This window comes from Streptomyces sp. NBC_01669, assembly GCF_026339735.1.
GTDB lineage: Bacteria > Actinomycetota > Actinomycetes > Streptomycetales > Streptomycetaceae > Streptomyces > Streptomyces yanii.
The window spans coordinates 4777373-4793939 of record NZ_JAPEQG010000001.1 but is presented as its reverse complement, the minus strand read 5'-3'; the positions used below and the strand labels follow the sequence as shown (position 1 = coordinate 4793939).

Annotated in this window: 15 protein-coding genes; 7 read left to right on the top strand and 8 right to left on the bottom strand. The window is 71.3% G+C overall.

Annotated features, from left to right (window positions below; translation table 11 throughout):
- Positions 1–58: 58 nt before the first annotated feature.
- Complete coding sequence (locus tag OG972_RS21495; RefSeq protein WP_266983854.1) at positions 59–1696, top strand: protein kinase; 1638 nt, start codon at positions 59–61, stop codon at positions 1694–1696.
- 412 nt (positions 1697–2108) lie between these two features.
- On the opposite strand, the gene OG972_RS21490 is transcribed toward OG972_RS21495, so the two are convergent.
- On the bottom strand, positions 2109–2276 hold the full coding sequence (locus tag OG972_RS21490) for a hypothetical protein (protein ID WP_266983852.1): 168 nt from the start codon (positions 2274–2276) through the stop codon (positions 2109–2111).
- Here OG972_RS21490 and OG972_RS21485 point away from each other — a divergent pair.
- The 5 genes from OG972_RS21485 to OG972_RS21465 all read left to right on the top strand — a co-directional run bounded on the left by OG972_RS21485 (position 2275) and on the right by OG972_RS21465 (position 7752).
- Positions 2275–2637: a hypothetical protein gene (locus tag OG972_RS21485; RefSeq protein WP_266983850.1), complete on the top strand. Its 363-nt coding sequence runs from the start codon at positions 2275–2277 to the stop codon at positions 2635–2637. The two genes, OG972_RS21490 and OG972_RS21485, sit on opposite strands and share 2 nt — an antisense overlap.
- 60 nt (positions 2638–2697) lie before the next feature.
- Positions 2698–3315 (top strand): PadR family transcriptional regulator, encoded by a 618-nt coding sequence (locus OG972_RS21480; protein WP_266983848.1) that lies wholly within the window; start codon positions 2698–2700, stop codon positions 3313–3315.
- 100 nt (positions 3316–3415) lie between these two features.
- Positions 3416–4207, top strand: coding sequence for an ABC transporter ATP-binding protein (locus OG972_RS21475; RefSeq protein ID WP_266983846.1), 792 nt, complete (start codon positions 3416–3418; stop codon positions 4205–4207).
- Positions 4204–7071 carry an FtsX-like permease family protein gene (locus OG972_RS21470; protein WP_266983844.1) on the top strand — a complete coding sequence of 956 codons (2868 nt, stop codon included), beginning with the start codon at positions 4204–4206 and terminating at the stop codon, positions 7069–7071. The genes OG972_RS21475 and OG972_RS21470 overlap by 4 nt, the downstream gene beginning before the upstream one ends.
- Before the next feature lie 132 nt (positions 7072–7203).
- Positions 7204–7752, top strand: coding sequence for a bacterial proteasome activator family protein (locus OG972_RS21465; RefSeq protein ID WP_323135886.1), 549 nt, complete (start codon positions 7204–7206; stop codon positions 7750–7752).
- A gap of 91 nt (positions 7753–7843) precedes the next feature.
- Here OG972_RS21465 and OG972_RS21460 read toward each other — a convergent pair whose 3' ends face one another.
- The 3 genes from OG972_RS21460 to OG972_RS21450 are packed head-to-tail and all read right to left on the bottom strand — an operon-like array spanning position 7844 to position 11696.
- A complete protein-coding gene (locus tag OG972_RS21460) occupies positions 7844–8830 on the bottom strand; it encodes an NAD(P)H-quinone oxidoreductase (protein ID WP_266983842.1) in 987 nt (328 codons plus the stop codon).
- Between the two features lie 56 nt (positions 8831–8886).
- Entirely contained in the window at positions 8887–10017 is a 1131-nt protein-coding gene (locus OG972_RS21455; RefSeq protein WP_266983840.1) for a TrkA family potassium uptake protein, read from the bottom strand.
- Positions 9975–11696, bottom strand: a complete 1722-nt coding sequence (locus OG972_RS21450; RefSeq protein WP_266983838.1) for a molybdopterin-binding protein — start codon at positions 11694–11696, stop codon at positions 9975–9977. The genes OG972_RS21455 and OG972_RS21450 overlap by 43 nt, the downstream gene beginning before the upstream one ends.
- Here OG972_RS21450 and OG972_RS21445 point away from each other — a divergent pair.
- Positions 11592–11915, top strand: coding sequence for a hypothetical protein (locus OG972_RS21445; protein WP_266991055.1), 324 nt, complete (start codon positions 11592–11594; stop codon positions 11913–11915). The two genes, OG972_RS21450 and OG972_RS21445, sit on opposite strands and share 105 nt — an antisense overlap.
- A gap of 110 nt (positions 11916–12025) precedes the next feature.
- Here OG972_RS21445 and OG972_RS21440 read toward each other — a convergent pair whose 3' ends face one another.
- The 4 genes from OG972_RS21440 to pdhA all read right to left on the bottom strand — a co-directional run bounded on the left by OG972_RS21440 (position 12026) and on the right by pdhA (position 16529).
- Positions 12026–12874 (bottom strand): NTP transferase domain-containing protein, encoded by an 849-nt coding sequence (locus OG972_RS21440; protein WP_266983836.1) that lies wholly within the window; start codon positions 12872–12874, stop codon positions 12026–12028.
- Positions 12875–12958: 84 nt separating this feature from the next.
- Positions 12959–14329: a dihydrolipoamide acetyltransferase family protein gene (locus OG972_RS21435; RefSeq protein ID WP_266983834.1), complete on the bottom strand. Its 1371-nt coding sequence runs from the start codon at positions 14327–14329 to the stop codon at positions 12959–12961.
- On the bottom strand, positions 14329–15360 hold the full coding sequence (locus OG972_RS21430; protein ID WP_266983832.1) for an alpha-ketoacid dehydrogenase subunit beta: 1032 nt from the start codon (positions 15358–15360) through the stop codon (positions 14329–14331). The genes OG972_RS21435 and OG972_RS21430 overlap by 1 nt, the downstream gene beginning before the upstream one ends.
- Positions 15357–16529 carry a pyruvate dehydrogenase (acetyl-transferring) E1 component subunit alpha gene (gene pdhA, locus OG972_RS21425; RefSeq protein ID WP_266983830.1) on the bottom strand — a complete coding sequence of 391 codons (1173 nt, stop codon included), beginning with the start codon at positions 16527–16529 and terminating at the stop codon, positions 15357–15359. The genes OG972_RS21430 and pdhA overlap by 4 nt, the downstream gene beginning before the upstream one ends.
- Positions 16530–16567: the final 38 nt, after the last annotated feature.

Sequence of the window (16567 nt, the reverse complement as noted above, 5' to 3'; positions counted from 1 at the left end):
AGACTTGGCCCGTCATACGGATCTTCGCGTGAGACGCGCGCCGAGGGGGAAGCAAGTCATGAGCCAGGACGGCGCACACGGCGCCCAGGGTCGCTACGCGGGTGGTTCGGTCGCCGGCGGCCGCTACCAGCTTCGCGACCTGCTCGGCGAAGGCGGGATGGCGTCCGTATATCTGGCGTACGACTCCGCGCTCGACCGTCAGGTGGCGATCAAGACCTTGCACACGGAGCTGGGGCGCGAGCAGTCCTTCCGTGAGCGGTTCCGTCGCGAGGCTCAGGCCGTGGCCAAGCTGCAGCACACCAACATCGTCTCGGTCTTCGACACCGGCGAGGACGAGCTCGGCGGCGCGCTGATGCCGTACATCGTCATGGAGTACGTCGAGGGGGAGCCCCTCGGCTCCGTACTCCAGGCGGACATCCGCAGTTATGGCGCGATGCCGGCCGACAAGGCACTCAAGGTCACCGGCGACGTGCTGGCCGCGCTGGACACCAGCCACGAAATGGGCCTGGTCCACCGCGACATCAAGCCCGGCAACGTGATGGTGACCAAGCGCGGCGTCGTGAAGGTCATGGACTTCGGCATCGCCCGCGCCATGCAGTCGGGCGTCACGTCGATGACGCAGACCGGCATGGTCGTCGGCACCCCGCAGTACCTCTCCCCCGAACAGGCCCTGGGCCGTGGAGTGGACGCGCGCTCCGACCTGTACTCGGTCGGCATCATGCTGTTCCAGTTGCTGACCGGACGGATCCCGTTCGACGCGGACTCGCCGCTCGCCATCGCGTACGCGCACGTCCAGGAGGAGCCAGTCGCGCCGTCCTCCATCAACCGGTCGATCACCCCGGCGATGGACGCACTGGTCGCCCGGGCACTGAAGAAGAACCCGAACGAGCGCTTCCCCAGCGCGGCGGCGATGCAGGACGAGATCACGCGCGTGCTGAACGCCGGCGGCCAGACGGGCGCCCCGATGATCATCGGCGGCGCGGCCGGACCGGCGAACAGCGGCTCGGGCGTCGGCTCCGCGGTCTTCCCGCCGGTCGACCAGTCCACGCAGGCGCCGCAGGGCGTGCAGATGCCGTACCAGCCGCAGCAGTACCAGCAGCAGCCCGGCCTGTACGGTCCGCCGACCCCGGCGCCCACGCCGTCGCCGTCGCCGAGCTACGGCTACCCGCAGTCGAGCCCTGCGTACCGGACCCCGGCCCCGACGCCGTACACGATCTCGCCGCAGCCGGTGGGTGGCGGCGGTGGCGCCGGTGGCGGCGGCAAGCGGAACATGCCGGTGATCGTCGGTTCGATCGTGGTGGCACTGATCGCGATCGGCGGGCTGATCACGGTGCTGTCGCTGAAGAACGACCCGGGCTCGGACACGGGCAAGGGCGGTGACCCGAGCACCTCGCCGGTGGCGGGCGAGCACAAGGATCCGGAGCGGAACCGGACGATGAAGACGGAAGACTGCACCGACCCCTCCGAGGACAGCGACGACCCGAGCAAGATCGAGGCGCCGGACTTCACGTACAAGGACTATCTCTCCGCCAAGGAATGTGCCACGGCCGCGGGCTGGACGATCAAGAAGATCAAGGTCCCCGGCAACACCTACGCCGAGGACCAGGTCTTGGAACAGTTCCCGTCCGCCGGTACCGCCATGGACGAGAAGGGCGCGCACTTCGAGCTGCGCGTCTCGACGGGCGACCCGGCCTGAGACGCACGCACAGGGAGAAGTGACGGTCCGGCACGCGTGAGGTGTGCCGGACCGTTTCGCCTTACGGGCGCCCGGGACGCCGGACAGGCATGTGAGATGCCGGACATATCGGCACATGTGACGCTGGCCCCATGGCTTCAGCACTCCTCTCCATATGGTCGTCGAGGTGTGTGGCCTGTCTGGTGATAGCCGCGGGGGCGGCCTTGGGGCCGGCACAGGGACAGGCACACGCCGACCAGCGCACTTCCGGTGGTACGCCGGGGCTGACCCGGACTCGGGCCGGCCAATCGGTGGCCGCTCCGCCGCCCCCCGAGCACTCCCCGCCCCCGAGCTCCGCCGCCCCGACCGGCACCGCCTCCTCCGATGCATCCGCCAGCCCGCCGGGCGGACCCTCCGTCACCCCTTCGGCCGATCACGCGACGCTTCCGTCCTCGCCCTCCCCGGCCACGTCGACCCGCAGGCCGGCCACCCCCTCCGCCTCGGCTTCACGCTCGGCCTCGCCCTCCGCCTCCGCCTCGGCGTCACGCTCGGCCTCGCCCTCCCGCTCGGCCTCGCCCTCCCGTTCCCCCTCGTCATCCATGAGCCCGCCCGCCAAGCCGTCGGCCCGCCCCGAGGCGCAGCCACCGCTCGCCGGGCGGCAGGCCGGGGAAGGGCGCCCGCGGCCGGGCCGGCCGCTCTCTCCGGGGGAGCTCGCCCATCGCGACACCCCCCACGGCCTGCCCGAGGTGCAGCCCGAGGTGCAGCCCGTCATGACGACTCCCGTCGCGGTGCCCGCGGTCACGCCCGCGGTGAGCGACTCCCCGCCTGAGGGCCGACTCGCGCCACAGGCCCTCGACACTCCCGCCGTGCGACGAGTGCAGACGGTGTCGCTGGGCGCCGGAATAGCCCTGGTCGGGCTGGGTCTGGGTTTCCTGGGGTTCCGGATGCGCCGCACCGGCTGAGGGGCGCGAGCGCAAGGCAGGGACTTGCACCGATCGACATACTCGGTATACATACTGAGTATGTCGATCCGTCATGGGCTCCTGGCCCTTCTGGAGCGCGGTCCCCGTTACGGCTCCCAGCTCCGCACCGAATTCGAGTCCCGCACCGGCTCCACCTGGCCCCTGAACGTCGGCCAGGTGTACACCACGCTGAGCCGGCTGGAGCGCGACGGCATGGTCGTCCAGGACGGTGAGGACGATCAGGGGCACGCCCTCTACTCGATCACCGACGGCGGACGTGCCGAACTGCGCAGCTGGTTCGAGACACCTGTCGACCGCAGCAACCCGCCCCGCGACGAGCTGGCGATCAAGCTCGCCATGGCGGTCGGTGCACCCGGCGTCGACATCCGGGCCGTCATCCAGTCGCAGCGCCACCACACCGTCAAGGCGATGCAGGACTACACCCGGCTGAAGGCGCAGGCGCTCGCCGACGTCCCGGCCAACCGTGACGAGGTGGCCTGGCTGCTCGTACTGGAACAGCTGATCTTCCAGGCGGAGGCCGAGGCCCGCTGGCTGGACCACTGTGAGTCGCGCCTGGTCCGCCTCGCCGAGGCCGCCGCCACGGATCCGGAGCCCGAGACGCGTACGACCAGCCGTGCCCCGGCACGCACCCCTGCGCGCCCGCGCCCACGGCGCTGACCGAAGAGCCGAACCCGCGGTTCGCGGCGCAGACCACAGAACCGGTCCACGGTTCGCGGCGCCGACCGCAGAACCGATCCCGAGGGGGGAACCAACCACCATGTCCTCGCACGTCCCGTCCGCATCTCCGTCACCGACACCCCGGCTCTCCGCCGCGCCCCTGCCCGTCGACGCGCCCGTGCTCGAACTCCGCGATCTCACACGCACCCACGGCACCGGTATCGCCGAAGTGCATGCCCTGCGCGGCATCAACCTCTCCGTGCACACCGGTGAACTCGTCGCCGTGATGGGCCCGTCCGGCTCCGGCAAGTCCACTCTGCTGACGCTGGCCGGCGGTCTCGACACCGCGAGCAGCGGCCAGGTCGTCATCGAGGGGCAGGACATCTCCACGCTCGGCCGCAAGGGCGTCGCCGCCCTGCGCCGGCGCAGCGTCGGCTATGTCTTCCAGGACTACAACCTGATCCCGGCGCTGACCGCCGCCGAGAACATCGCCCTGCCGCGCGAACTCGACGGCGTCTCCGTGCGCAAGGCGCGCAAGGAGGCGCGGGCAGCGCTGGAGGAGATGGACCTGCTGCAGATCGCCGACCGGTTCCCGGACGAGATGTCCGGGGGTCAGCAGCAGCGGGTCGCGATCGCGCGTGCGCTGGTCGGGGACCGGCGCCTGGTGCTCGCCGACGAGCCGACCGGGGCGCTCGACTCGGAGACCGGTGAGGCCGTCCTCGCCCTGCTGCGGAACCGGTGCGACCAGGGTGCGGCCGGGGTGATGGTGACGCACGAGCCGCGGTACGCCGCCTGGGCGGACCGGGTGGTGTTCCTCCGGGACGGCTCGATCGTCGACCAGACGCTGTCCACCGCCGCCGACTCGCTGCTCGCCGTCGAGGGCGCCGAGTGAGCATGTTCACGGGCTGGCGTGCCGCCCTCAGGATCGCCCGGCGCGACGCGATGCGGGCCAAGGGCCGCAGTGCCCTGGTCGTCGCGATGATCGCGCTGCCGGTACTCGGTGTGACGGCCGCAGATGTGACGTACCGCAGTGTGACGCCGACCCGGGCGGAGGAGCTGACCGCCGCGATGGGCTCCGCGGACGCGCTGTTCAGCGACCCGGGCATGGGGGCGGGTGCGATCGAGCAGATGCCCGACGGGAAGTCGTACGGCGTGGTGCCGGACGACACCTCACAGCCGGGCGGCACATCCGTTCCGGGCATCGACACGACGACCGCGCTGCCCGAGGGCGCGCACGCGATCAGCATCGTGACCGTCCCGGCGGCGGCCACCACCGCCTACGGGGTGGTCACCACCGACATCGTCGAGCTCCGGACCTCAGACCCCATGGTCCGCGGCAAGGTCGATCTCGTGCGGGGCTCCCTTCCGCGCCGCGACTCCGAAATGGCCGCCACCGAGCCGTTCCTGAAGAAGTCGGGTCTGCACGTCGGCTCACGCACCACCCTGCGCGGCCCCGAGCGCACATACACCATCACCGGTGTCGTCGAGCGGCCGGACAACCTCAAGTCCGCGGCGCTGTACGCCGAACCCGGGGCGGTCATCGCCCCGTGGCGGACCCTGGCCAAGCACGACAAGAAGGTGCTCCCGCCGAACACAGGCTCGAAGGAGTGGCTGGTCAAGGGCGCCCATGGGGCAGGCGTGAGCTGGGCCGACGTGCTCGCGGCCAATGAGCGGGGCGCGCTTGTCGTGTCCCGACAGGTCGTTCTCGACCCGCCGCCGGACTCCGAGGTCCCGATGGCCAGGTCCATGAGCGGCAGCTCGTACGGCGGTTCCGGAGAACTGAGCGCGGCACTGATCACCGTGGTCGCCATGGCCGTCCTGGAGATCGTCCTGCTCGCCGGACCGGCCTTCACGGTCGGTGCCCGCCGCTCCCGCCGCCAGCTGGGCCTTGTCGGTACGTGCGGCGGCGACCGGCGCCATGTGCGGGCCGTGGTCCTCTCCGGCGGGCTGGTGCTCGGCGGCGCCGGTGCCGTCGTCGGTGTCGTGGTGGGGTTCCTGCTCACCGTGGTGTTCCGCCCGATGATCGAGGGCTGGGCCGGACACCGCTTCGGCTCGCTCGCCGTGCACCCGTCCGAGCTGCTGACCATTGCCGTGATCGGCCTCGTCACCGGTCTGCTGGCGGCGCTCGCCCCCGCGATCGTGGCGAGCCGGCAGTCCGTACTGGAATCGCTCAGCGGCCGTCGCGGCATCCGCCGCAGCTCCCGGGTGCTTCCGCTGATCGGCGCAACCGCCCTGCTGGGCGGCATCGCCATCGCTGTCCACGGCGGCACCAGTGGCGACTCGACGCAGGTCGCGGGCGGCTCGGTCGTCGCCGAACTCGGGCTCCTCTGCTGCATCCCGATGATCGTCGGCCTCCTGGGGAGGCTCGGCCGCAGGCTCCCGCTCGCCCCGCGAATGGCGCTGCGCGACGCGGCCCGCAACCGGGGACGGACGGCACCGGCGGTCGCGGCCGTGATGGCGGCCGTGGCGGGGTCAGTGGCCATCGCCACCTATATGTCCAGCACGCTGGCCGAGTCGGACTTCGAGTACACGCCGTCGCTCACCCCCGGCACCGTCGCTCTCCTCGCTTCCGACGGCGGGGCCACCCAGCAGCTCCCCCTGGCCCGCGCCGCCATCGAACGGAACCTGGCCGTCAACGGCGGACACGCCGACCTCGGCCGGGTCTGGGCGGGCAGCGACTGCGCCGTCTACTACCAGGAGGAGAACGGCTGCGGCTCGGTCGAGCTGATCAAGCCCACCGGCAAGGGTCACTCCTGCCCGCTCAAGGGCAAGGGCGCCAGGGAGCTCGCTGCGAGTCTCTCCGCCGAGGAGCACAAGAAGCTGATGCGATCCCCCGCCTGTCTGGACGAGTTCAGGTACACGACCTCGTTCCAGGGTGGGCCGGGCGGCATCGTCCTGGGCGACGCGAAGTTCCTCAACACCTATGTGAAGCTCCGTGACCCCGCGGCCGCCAAGGCCCTGGCGGCCGGCACACCCGTGCTGCTCAATCCGGCGTACGCGACGAACGGCGAGGTCACCCTCAAAGCCGTCCACACGTACAACGACCGCGACAAGAAGAACCGGAAGCTGCACCCGGGCAAGGCCGAGACCCGTACCGACCGGCTGAAGGTCTATCAGGCGCCCGAGCAGTACGCCACCACGCCCGGGGTCCGCATGATCATGCCGCTGCGGACGACCAAGCGGCTCGGTCTGCACACCGAGATGTACGGCAGCGTCTACGCGGTCGCGCACGCGCCGACCGACGCCGAGGACCAGCGGGTGTCGGCCGCGATCGAACTGGCCGGCGGTGGGATCTACCTCCAGTCGGAGGGCGGGCGGGACGACAGGAACCTGCACGAAGACACGATCCTGCTGATTCTTTCCCTGTTCGCGGGGGTGGTCACCCTGGGCGCGGCCGCGATCACAACCGGTCTCGCCAAGGCCGACGCGGAGGCCGACCTCACCACGCTCAGCGCGGTCGGTGCACCCCCGGGCGTGCGACGCACCCTCTCCGGTTTCCAGTGCCTGGTGGTCGCGCTCACCGGCGTCCTGCTCGGCACGGCAGCGGGTCTCGTACCGGCGGTGGCGCTCCGGCTCGTCGACCTGCGCCAGGCAGTGGAGGACATGCGGGTGGAACCGATGAACTCCGCCTACACGCCGATCGTGCTGCCCTGGGCGACCATCGGTTTGCTTGCCGTGGTCGTCCCGCTGCTGGCCGGGCTGCTCGCCGCGGCGTTCACCCGCTCGCGGCTGGCGCTGGCCAGGCGCGGTGGATGACGGCCGAACGATTGACCGTGACGGCCGGATGATGCGCCGACCGGGCGGATAAGGTGCCCCCGAAAACGGTGGATCAACCGTATTCGGGGGCACCACCCTGTTGAGCAGGACGTGTGCGAGACAATGGGCGGCATGGAGATGCCGAGGAATGAACGGTCGCAGGAGCACCCCCAAGTCCTCGTAGTGGGACAGGACGGCATGGCGATCGGCGGCGGTGGTACTGACGACGAATCGCGTGAGGTCCCAGTGACAGAAATGGTCGAACAGCCCGCGAAGGTCATGCGCATCGGCAGCATGATCAAGCAGCTCCTGGAAGAGGTCAGGGCAGCTCCTCTCGACGAGGCGAGCCGGGTCCGGCTCAAGGAGATCCATGCAAGCTCCGTGAAGGAGCTGGAGGACGGCCTCGCCCCGGAGCTGGTGGAGGAGCTTGAGCGGCTCTCCCTGCCGTTCAATGAGGAGTCGGTGCCCTCCGAGGCGGAACTCCGAATTGCGCAGGCTCAGTTGGTCGGCTGGCTGGAAGGCCTCTTCCACGGCATCCAGACGGCGCTGTTCGCCCAGCAGATGGCGGCCCGGGCGCAACTGGAGCAGATGCGTCGCGCCCTCCCGCCGGGCAGCGGTCACGAGGACGATGACGGCGCGTCGGACGCGCACGGGGCGATCCGCTCGGGACCGTACCTGTAACGCGTACGCGTTCCCTCCACCTATCTGCGCACGTACGGACAGCGGGGCCCGGCACACGAATCTGTGTGCCGGGCCCCGCTGTCCGTACGGCTCAGGCTGCCGGCGTCCGCAGAAGCACCTTGCCGATGTGCGCGCTGGACTCCAGCACCCGGTGGGCCTCCGCCGCGTCGGACATCGGCAGCGTACGGTCCACGACCGGCCGGACCACACCGCTGCCGATCAGCGGCCACACGTGCTCGCGCACGGCGGCGACGATGGCGGCCTTCTCCGCAAGGGGGCGTCCGCGCAGCGACGTCGCGGTGACGGCGGCCCGCTTGTTCAGCAGGACGCCGAGATTGAGCTCGCCCTTGACGCCGCCCTGAAGACCGATGATGGCAAGTCGGCCGCTGACGGCGAGCGCCTTCACATTCCGGTCCAGGTACTTCGCGCCGACGATGTCGAGGATGACGTCCGCGCCCGCCCCGTCCGTCGCTTTGAGCAACTCCTCGACGAAGTCCTGCTCCCGGTAGTCGATCAGGATGTCGGCACCGAGCTCCGCGCAGCGCGCCAGCTTCTCGGGCCCGCCCGCCGTCACCGCGACCCGCGCGCCCACAGCCTTGGCGAGCTGGATCGCCATCGTGCCGATACCACTGGACCCGCCGTGCACCAACAGCGTCTCGCCGGGTCGCAGATGGGCCACCATGAAGACGTTCGACCAGACGGTCGACGTCACCTCGGGCAGCGCCGCAGCCACCGTCAGGTCGATGCCGTCCGGTACGGGGAGCAGCTGTCCGACGGGCACGGCGACCTTCTCCGCGTATCCGCCGCCCGCCAGCAGCGCACACACCTCGTCGCCGACGGACCAGCCGGTGACACCGGGGCCGATCTCCGTGATCCGGCCGGAGCACTCCAGTCCGGGGTAGGGGGACGCGCCGGGCGGCGGGTTGTAGAAGCCCTGCCGCTGGAGCACATCGGCGCGGTTGACCGCGCCGGCCACGACCTCGACGAGGACCTCGCCCTCGCCGGGTACGGGATCGGGGACCTCGGCCCATACGAGCGCGTCGGGGCCACCGGGTTCGGGGATCGTGATCGCATGCATGGCGGCGAGGCTACTCCGTGACGCCGTCGCACTGAGCGAAGAGACACCCCGGACCTTCACACCCCTTGCTGGCGCGGCGTGTTCAGCGGCGGGGTTTCCGAGACACGCACGATGGTGATCAGCCGGTCCGTCAGCTGCAACGGGCTGGCCGCCGGATCGTCGTAACCGAGCAGCCGGTGGCCACGCAGCACGCTGACGACCAGGTCCTCGGTCCCCCGGACGCTCTTGCCGACCTCGGCCTTTATCACCGGCCGTTCGACGAGGTCGAGGCCGCTGCCCTGCTGGATCAGGTCCTCCATCACCGTGCCCGCGCTCGGGCTGAGGACGGAAAGACCCAGCAGCCGGCCCGCGGCGCTGGCGCTGGTGATCACGGCGTCGGCGCCGGACTGCCGCAGCAGCGGTGCGTTCTCCTCCTCGCGCACCGCCGCGACGATCTTCGCGCCACGGTTGAGCTGCCGCGCCGTCAGCGCGACCAGCACCGCCGTGTCGTCGCGCTGGGTGGCGATGATGATCTGACGCGCCTTCTGGAGCTCGGCCCGCAGCAGCACCTCGCTGCGCGTCGCATCCCCGACGACGCCCACGTAACCTTCGGCGTTCGCTGCCTCGATCACCTTGTTCGCCGGGTCGACGATCACGATCTGTTCCTTCTTCAGACCGGTGGCGCAGAGTGTCTGGATCGCCGAGCGGCCCTTCGTACCGAAGCCGACAACAACGGTGTGGTCACGCAAGTTGGTTCTCCAACGGTTCAGCCGGAAGTCCTCCCGGGTCCGCTCCGTCAGGACCTCCAGGGTGGTGCCGACCAGGATGATCAGGAAGAGCACGCGCAGTGGCGTCACGAGCACCACGTTGATCAGTCGTGCGCTGTCGCTGTACGGAGTGATGTCGCCGTACCCGGTGGTGGAGAGAGTGACCGTCGAGTAGTAGACGGCGTCGAGCAGGTCCACCGACTCATCTGCGTTGTCGTGGTAGCCGGAACGGTCGGCCCAGACGATCAGCACTGTGGCGGCGAGGACTATCAGCGCCATCAACAGCCGTTTGGCGACCTGTCGGAGCGGCCTGTCGACGACACGGCGCGGAAGCATGATCCGTGTGGGGACGAGATGCTCGTCGACCCGCCTGGCCATCGCATCGTGGCCGGGAAGTTTCACGTGAAACACCCTTCCGTCCACGGCGTCGCCGAGGCCCACGGTAGATCGAGGATCTCCACCTCGGTGCCGGACCGTACCCCGCCCGGCGGCACGACGGCCAGCCCGTCGGCGGCGGCGATCCCACGGAGCATGGCCGGACCGTTGTAGTGCAGCGGTACGACGTGTTCGGGGCCGGAGCCCGCACCGACCCGGTGCACGACAGGGACCAGGCGGGTGTCGTGCGGGTGCCCGTGCACCTCGTCGCGCATGACGACCCGATACGAATCCTCCACCGCCTGGCCGGCCAGCCCGCGCAGCAAGGGCTCCGCGAGCGTGAGGAGACCGGAGACGGCGGCGAGGGGGTTGCCGGGCAGCCCGACGAGATACGGGCCCCCGGAGGTCAGCCGGGTCAGCAGCATCGGGTGACCCGGGCGCACGGCGACGCCGTCGACCAACAGCTCCGCGCCGATCTCGGCGAGGACGGGATGGACGTGGTCGACGGGGCCTGCTGCGGTACCGCCGGTGGTGATGACGAGATCGGCGTCGGAGGTGGTGAGGGCATGCCGGAGGGCCTCACGGTCGTCACCGAGGCGTCGTGGGGCGGAGACCTCGACACCCATTGCCCGGAGCCAGGGGCCGATCATGGGGCCCAGGGCGTCCCGGATCAGCCCGTCGTGCGGCAGACCGGTGGTAAGCAGTTCGTCCCCGAGGACGAGCACGTCGACGCGCGGGCGGGAAACCGTCAGCAGCTCGTCGTAACCGGCGGCGGCGGACAGCCCGAGGACGGCGGGCGTCACCACCGTTCCGGCGGGCAGAAGTTGATCGCCGGAACGGCACTCCTGGCCACGCGGCCGGATGTCCTGCCCGGGAACCACCTGGCGCTGCGCGTACAACAGCCCCTTGGCCTCGTCGGCGTGAGCGTGTTCGCTCCGGATCACAGCGGTGCCATTGGCCGGGATGCGGGCGCCGGTGGCGATCCGTACGGCATCCCCGTCGGGAAGCGGAGCGGGCGCACTGTGCCCGGCCAGAATGCCCAGCCCTTGACCTCCGTCCTCGCCTCTTCGGAGTGTCCAGGGCCCGGGTCCGGCAACGACCCAGCCGTCCATGGCGGAGGTGTCGAAGGACGGCAGATCGGTGAGCGCGGTAAGCGGTTCGGCCAGCACGCGTCCGATGGCCCGGTCGAGGGTGAGCCGCAGAGTGCGGGGTGAGGCGGACCGCCCGGCCCGCGCGGCGAGAGCGCGGGCCTCGCCCCAGGCGGTGGCATGGCTGCGCTGAACGTCGGCCCGTCGGTCGCGGGTGCGCGGGTAGCGGGCGGACTCGGGGTCGGATTCGGGGGCGGAGGACTGGCCGGAGGAGTGGCCGGAGGGCTGCCGGCCAGGGGTGCGGCCGGGGCTGTGGGCGGCACCGTGGTCAGTGCCCTGGTGAACGTTTGAGCCGGGACCGGGACCAGGCCTCTGAACGGGGTCCGGGCCGGACCCCTGCCCAGGGCCTTCGCCAGGGACGTGGGCAGGGCTGTGGTCAGGGCTGGGGTCAGGACTCCGGCGCGGTGCCGAGCCGGATCCCTGCCGGGGACTCTGCTCCGAGAACCCGGCCCCGGGCTGCGACTGAGCCACTGATCGGGGCTCCCGCGGGGGTTGGCGCCCGACCAGCGCGAGCGCCTGGTCGACGGCCCGGTCCTCCTCCTCGGCGGCGCGAGCCTGCTGGGCCGCGCGGGCCTCTGCGGCGGCGCGGGCGCCCACGGCAACGCGAGCCTCTGCGGCGGCGCGGGCGCCCTCGGCGCTCGGGACCTCATCCTCCGCACGAGCCTGACCAGCCGCTGGGGCAACCCCTGCAACAGCGGCCCCCCTGGCAGCCTGAGCTTCTCCTGCGACACCGGTACCCGCGGCAGCCCGGTCCTGATCCACTGCGGTGGCACGGCCGGCCGACGGAGCCTCCGTGGCGGCACCTATCTCCCCTGAGGTCAGGACGGCGGGCCGGGCCGCCCCCGGACCTCTGCTCCCCGGACCCGGAGGGGGCACGGGCGTCCAGTCGTCGGCCGTGCCCCTGTCGACCTTGCGTCGGGGTGTCGTCATGGCGTCTCGGCCTCGTCCGCCCAGCGAAGGGCAAGCGCGGCCGCCTTCCGGGCGGCTTCGGCCACGGCCTCGGCCCCGCCGCCGTCGCCGCTCGCCTTCGCCGCCGCGTACCCGACCAGGAAGGTCGTCAGGGGCGCCGCGGGCCGGGCCACACCGTGGGCGGCATCGCGGGCGAGGTCGAGCAGGACGTCGGTGTCGACGTCGAGTTCGATGCCCAGTTCGTTCTTGACTGCGGTGATCCATTCGTCCAGCACGGTCCCATGCTCTCTGATGCGGGCCCGGGCTGCGGCAATGTCTTCCCAGGTGTCGCAGTCGAAGGAGGCGAGCGGACCGGCCTCGACGCGGGCGAGGTCCAGTTCGTGCGTCAGCAGGCGCAGCGGGAGCCCGGCCAGGCTGCCGTGCTCGGCGGTCAGCAGGGCCAGCTCGCGACGGAGCGGCTCGGAACGGTAGACGGCGACCAGCGGCTGGTCCCGCCCGTCCTGATCGACACACAGCGCCCCGTCACGCTCCCCGTGAGCAGCTGCGGCCAGCAGTTCCTTGACCGTGCTCTCCCCCAGGAACGGCAGATCGGCGGAGAGCACGAGCAGATGCCCGGCCGTCGTGAGCCGCACCCCGGCGCCGAGCGCCGCCAACGGCCCGCCGCCCTGCGGCTCTTCGTACGCCCAGGTCACTGGGCGTACGGTGGGCCGCCGACCGCCCACCACGACGGTGGCTGCGGCGTCGGCGCAGGCGGCGAGCACCCGGTCGAGCAGCGCCCGGCCCCCCACCCGCAGGGCTGGTTTGTCGGCACCCCCGAGGCGTTTGGCGGCCCCTCCGGCAAGGACGATGGCGTCATACGCGGTCATGCCCCGAGTATGCGTGCCACACGCTCCTGTTGAACCTCCCCGTTCCCTTCCTCCTCGCCCTCCTCCGCTTCCTCTCTTCTTCTCCTACAACGCGCGCAGAAGCAGCGCAGGCTGTTCCACGCAGTCGGCCACGTATCGCAGGAATCCGCCTGCCGTGCTGCCGTCACAGACCCGGTGGTCGAAGGTCAGCGAGAGCTGAACGACCTGGCGCACGGCCAACTCGCCTTGGTGCACCCACGGTTTGGCCACGATGCGACCGACACCCAGCATGGCCGCCTCCGGGTGGTTGATGATCGGCGTCGACCCGTCGACCCCGAACACCCCGTAGTTGTTCAGCGTGAACGTGCCGCCGCTCAGATCAGCCGGGGTCAGCTTCCCCGTCCGGGCAGCCTCGGTCAGCCGGCCGATCTCGGCACCGATCGACTCCGCGTTACGGTCCTGCGCATTCCGCACGACAGGGACGACCAGCCCCCGGTCCGTCTGGGCCGCGAACCCCAGATGGACGTCGCGCAGCCGCACGATCTCCCGCGCGTCCAGGTCCACCGTGGAGTTGAGCTCGGGGAACCGGGCCAGCGCCGCCGTACAGATACGGGCGAGCAGAGCAAGCACTGACACCTTCGGCCCGGCAGCCGGACCGCCGGCGCCGTTCATCGCGGCTCTCGCGGCCATCAGCTCGGTGGCGTCTGCGTCGACCCAGCACGTGGCGTCGGGTATCTCGCGCCGGCTGCGCGCCAACTTGTCGGCGACCGCGCCCCGTACACCGCGCAACGGAATCCGCTCCCCGGCGACCTCACGGCCGGCCGAAGGGGCCATCGATGCCGGGAACGACACCGAATCCGACGCCGGGACTGCGGACACGGGAGCCGACTCCACTGTTGCGCTCGCCGCCGCCCTGATGGCGGATTCGACATCGGACCGAAGGATCAGACCGTCCGGCCCCGACCCCGTCAGCTGCCGCAGATCGAGATCATGCTGCCGCGCCAGTTTCCGCACCAAGGGCGAGATGACCGCCACCGGCCCCGGTCCCTCACCGGGAACCGCCGCTGGGACCGCCACCGGGGCCGGAACCGTCACAGACCCCGCACCGGAGACCGCCTCGGGCCGAACCCGCCGACGACGCGCCGCCGGTGCTCCCGTCCCGTACCCCACCAGCACGTTGCCGGACGACTCGGCCTCCGCAGCCCCATCAGCGGTGAATTCTCCCGCAGTGGACCCGACCGCCACCGTCAACAACGGCGCCCCGACCGGAAGTTCCGCGCCCTCCTCGCCGAACCTGGCGGTCACCACACCTCCGTAGGGGCACGGCACCTCCACCATCGCCTTGGCCGTCTCGACCTCGACGACCGGCTGGTCGATGGCGACCACATCGCCGACCTCCACCAGCCAGCGCACGATCTCCGCCTCGGTCAGTCCTTCGCCGAGGTCGGGCAGCTTGAATTCGAGCACCTGGGGCATCAGCTCTCCGCCTCCCACTGCAGTCGCGCGACCGCGTCGAGCACCCGGTCCACGCCCGGCAGATGGTGGCGCTCCAGCATCGGCGGCGGATAGGGGATGTCGAATCCGGCGACCCGCAGCACCGGCGCCTCCAGGTGGTGGAAGCAGCGCTCGGTGATCCGGGCGGCGATCTCCCCGCCGGGGCCGCCGAACCCGGACGACTCATGGACGACGACCGCACGACCGGTGCGCCGCACCGAAGCGGCGACCGTCTCGTCGTCGAACGGGACGAGCGAGCGCAGATCGACCACTTCGAGGTCCCAGCCCTCCTCGACGGCCGCTTCCGCGGCCTCCAGGCAGACGGGCAGGGAGGGCCCGTACGTGATCAGCGTCGCGCTGCGCCCGGGGCGGCGGACGACGGCCCGCCCGATCGGCTCGACGGCCACCGGCGCCTCCGGCGACCAGGCCGCCTTCGACCAGTACAGCCGCTTCGGCTCCAGGAAGACCACCGGGTCGTCGGAGGCGATCGAGGCCCGCAGCAGCCCGTACGCGTCGTCGACCGTGGCGGGTGTGACGACATGCAGGCCGGGCGTGGCCATGTAGTAAGCCTCGGACGAGTCGCTGTGGTGCTCGACCCCGCCGATCCCGCCGCCGTACGGCACCCGCACCGTGATCGGCAGCGGCATGGCACCACGGGTCCGGTTCCGCATCTTGGCGACGTGGCTGATGAGCTGCTCGAACGCCGGGTAGGCGAACGCGTCGAACTGCATCTCCACCACGGGCCGCAGCCCGTACATCGCCATGCCGACAGCCGTCCCGAGGATGCCCGCCTCGGCCAGCGGCGTGTCCGTACAGCGGTCCTCGCCGAACTCCTTCGCCAGCCCGTCGGTGATCCGGAAGACCCCGCCGAGCGTGCCGACATCCTCACCGAGGACATGCACCGTCGGGTCCTCGGCCATCGAGTCGCGCAGCGCACGCCCCAGGGCCTGCGCCATGGTGGCCGGCTTGGCCCTCTCCATCTGCTCGCCGGCCATGGCCGCCGCCGTCGTCATCGCCCTCCCTCCGCACCACGTGGGCCGCTCTGGCCGTGGTGGTCCTGCTCGGCGTCGAGCTCAACCTGCAACCGGGCCGCCTGCTCCCGCAGTTGCGTGGTCTGTTCCGCATACACATGGGTGAAGAGGTCCATCGGATCGAGCACCGGATCGGCGTTCATCCGCTCGCGGAGCCCGGCGGCCATCCGCTCCGCGGCCGCGCGCGCCTCCTCGATGCCGTCTTCGGCAAGCAGCCCGCGACCGGTCAGCTCCCGCTCAAGAAGCTGAATCGGGTCGTGCGCCCGCCACGCCTCCACCTCGCTGTCGACGCGGTAGCGCGTGGCGTCGTCGGCGTTCGTATGGGCGTCCATCCGGTACGTCACAGCCTCGACAAGCGTCGGACCGCCTCCGGCCCTCGCCCGCGCCACTGCCTCGCCGAGCACTTGGTGCACCGCGGCCGCGTCATTGCCGTCGACCAGCCGGCCCGGCATCCCGTACCCCACCGCCTTGTGCGCCAGCGACGGCGCCGCCGTCTGCTTGGCCAGGGGCACGGAGATGGCAAAGCCGTTGTTCTGGACCAGGAAGACCACGGGGGCCCGCCAGACGGCCGCGAAATTCAGCGCCTCGTGGAAGTCACCCTCGCTGGTGCCGCCGTCGCCGACCATGGCGAGCGCGACCACGTCGTCACCCGCCAGCCGCGCCGCGTGCGCCAGGCCCACGGCGTGCGGGAGCTGGGTAGCGAGCGGCGTGCAGAGCGGGGCGATGCGGTGCTCGCGCGGGTCGTAACCGGTGTGCCGGTCGCCGCGCAGCAGAGTCAGTGCCTCGACCGGATCGAGACCGCGCGCGACCGCCGCGAGGGTGTCGCGGTAGCTGGGAAAGAGCCAGTCACGCTCTTCCAGCACCAGCGCCGCCGCTATCTCGCAGGCCTCCTGCCCGGTGCTGGAGGGGTAGACGGCAAGTCGGCCCTGCTTGGTGAGGGCAGTCGCCTGTGCGTTGTACCGCCGGCCGCGCACCAGCTCGGCGTAGAGCCGCAGGAGCAGCTCCGGGTCTGCGTCGGCCGCGGCGTCCGTACCGAGCACGCGGTACGGCTCGGGGTCCGGGAGCAGCGGCGCGGGGTCGGTGAGCGGCTTCCAGGCCGGGGGCGGCGTGGGCCGGTAAGCGGCCGCGCCGGGCAGCTCTTGGACCGTCATGACGAGCACCTCCTGGCATCGAGGGGTATCGAGCGGCA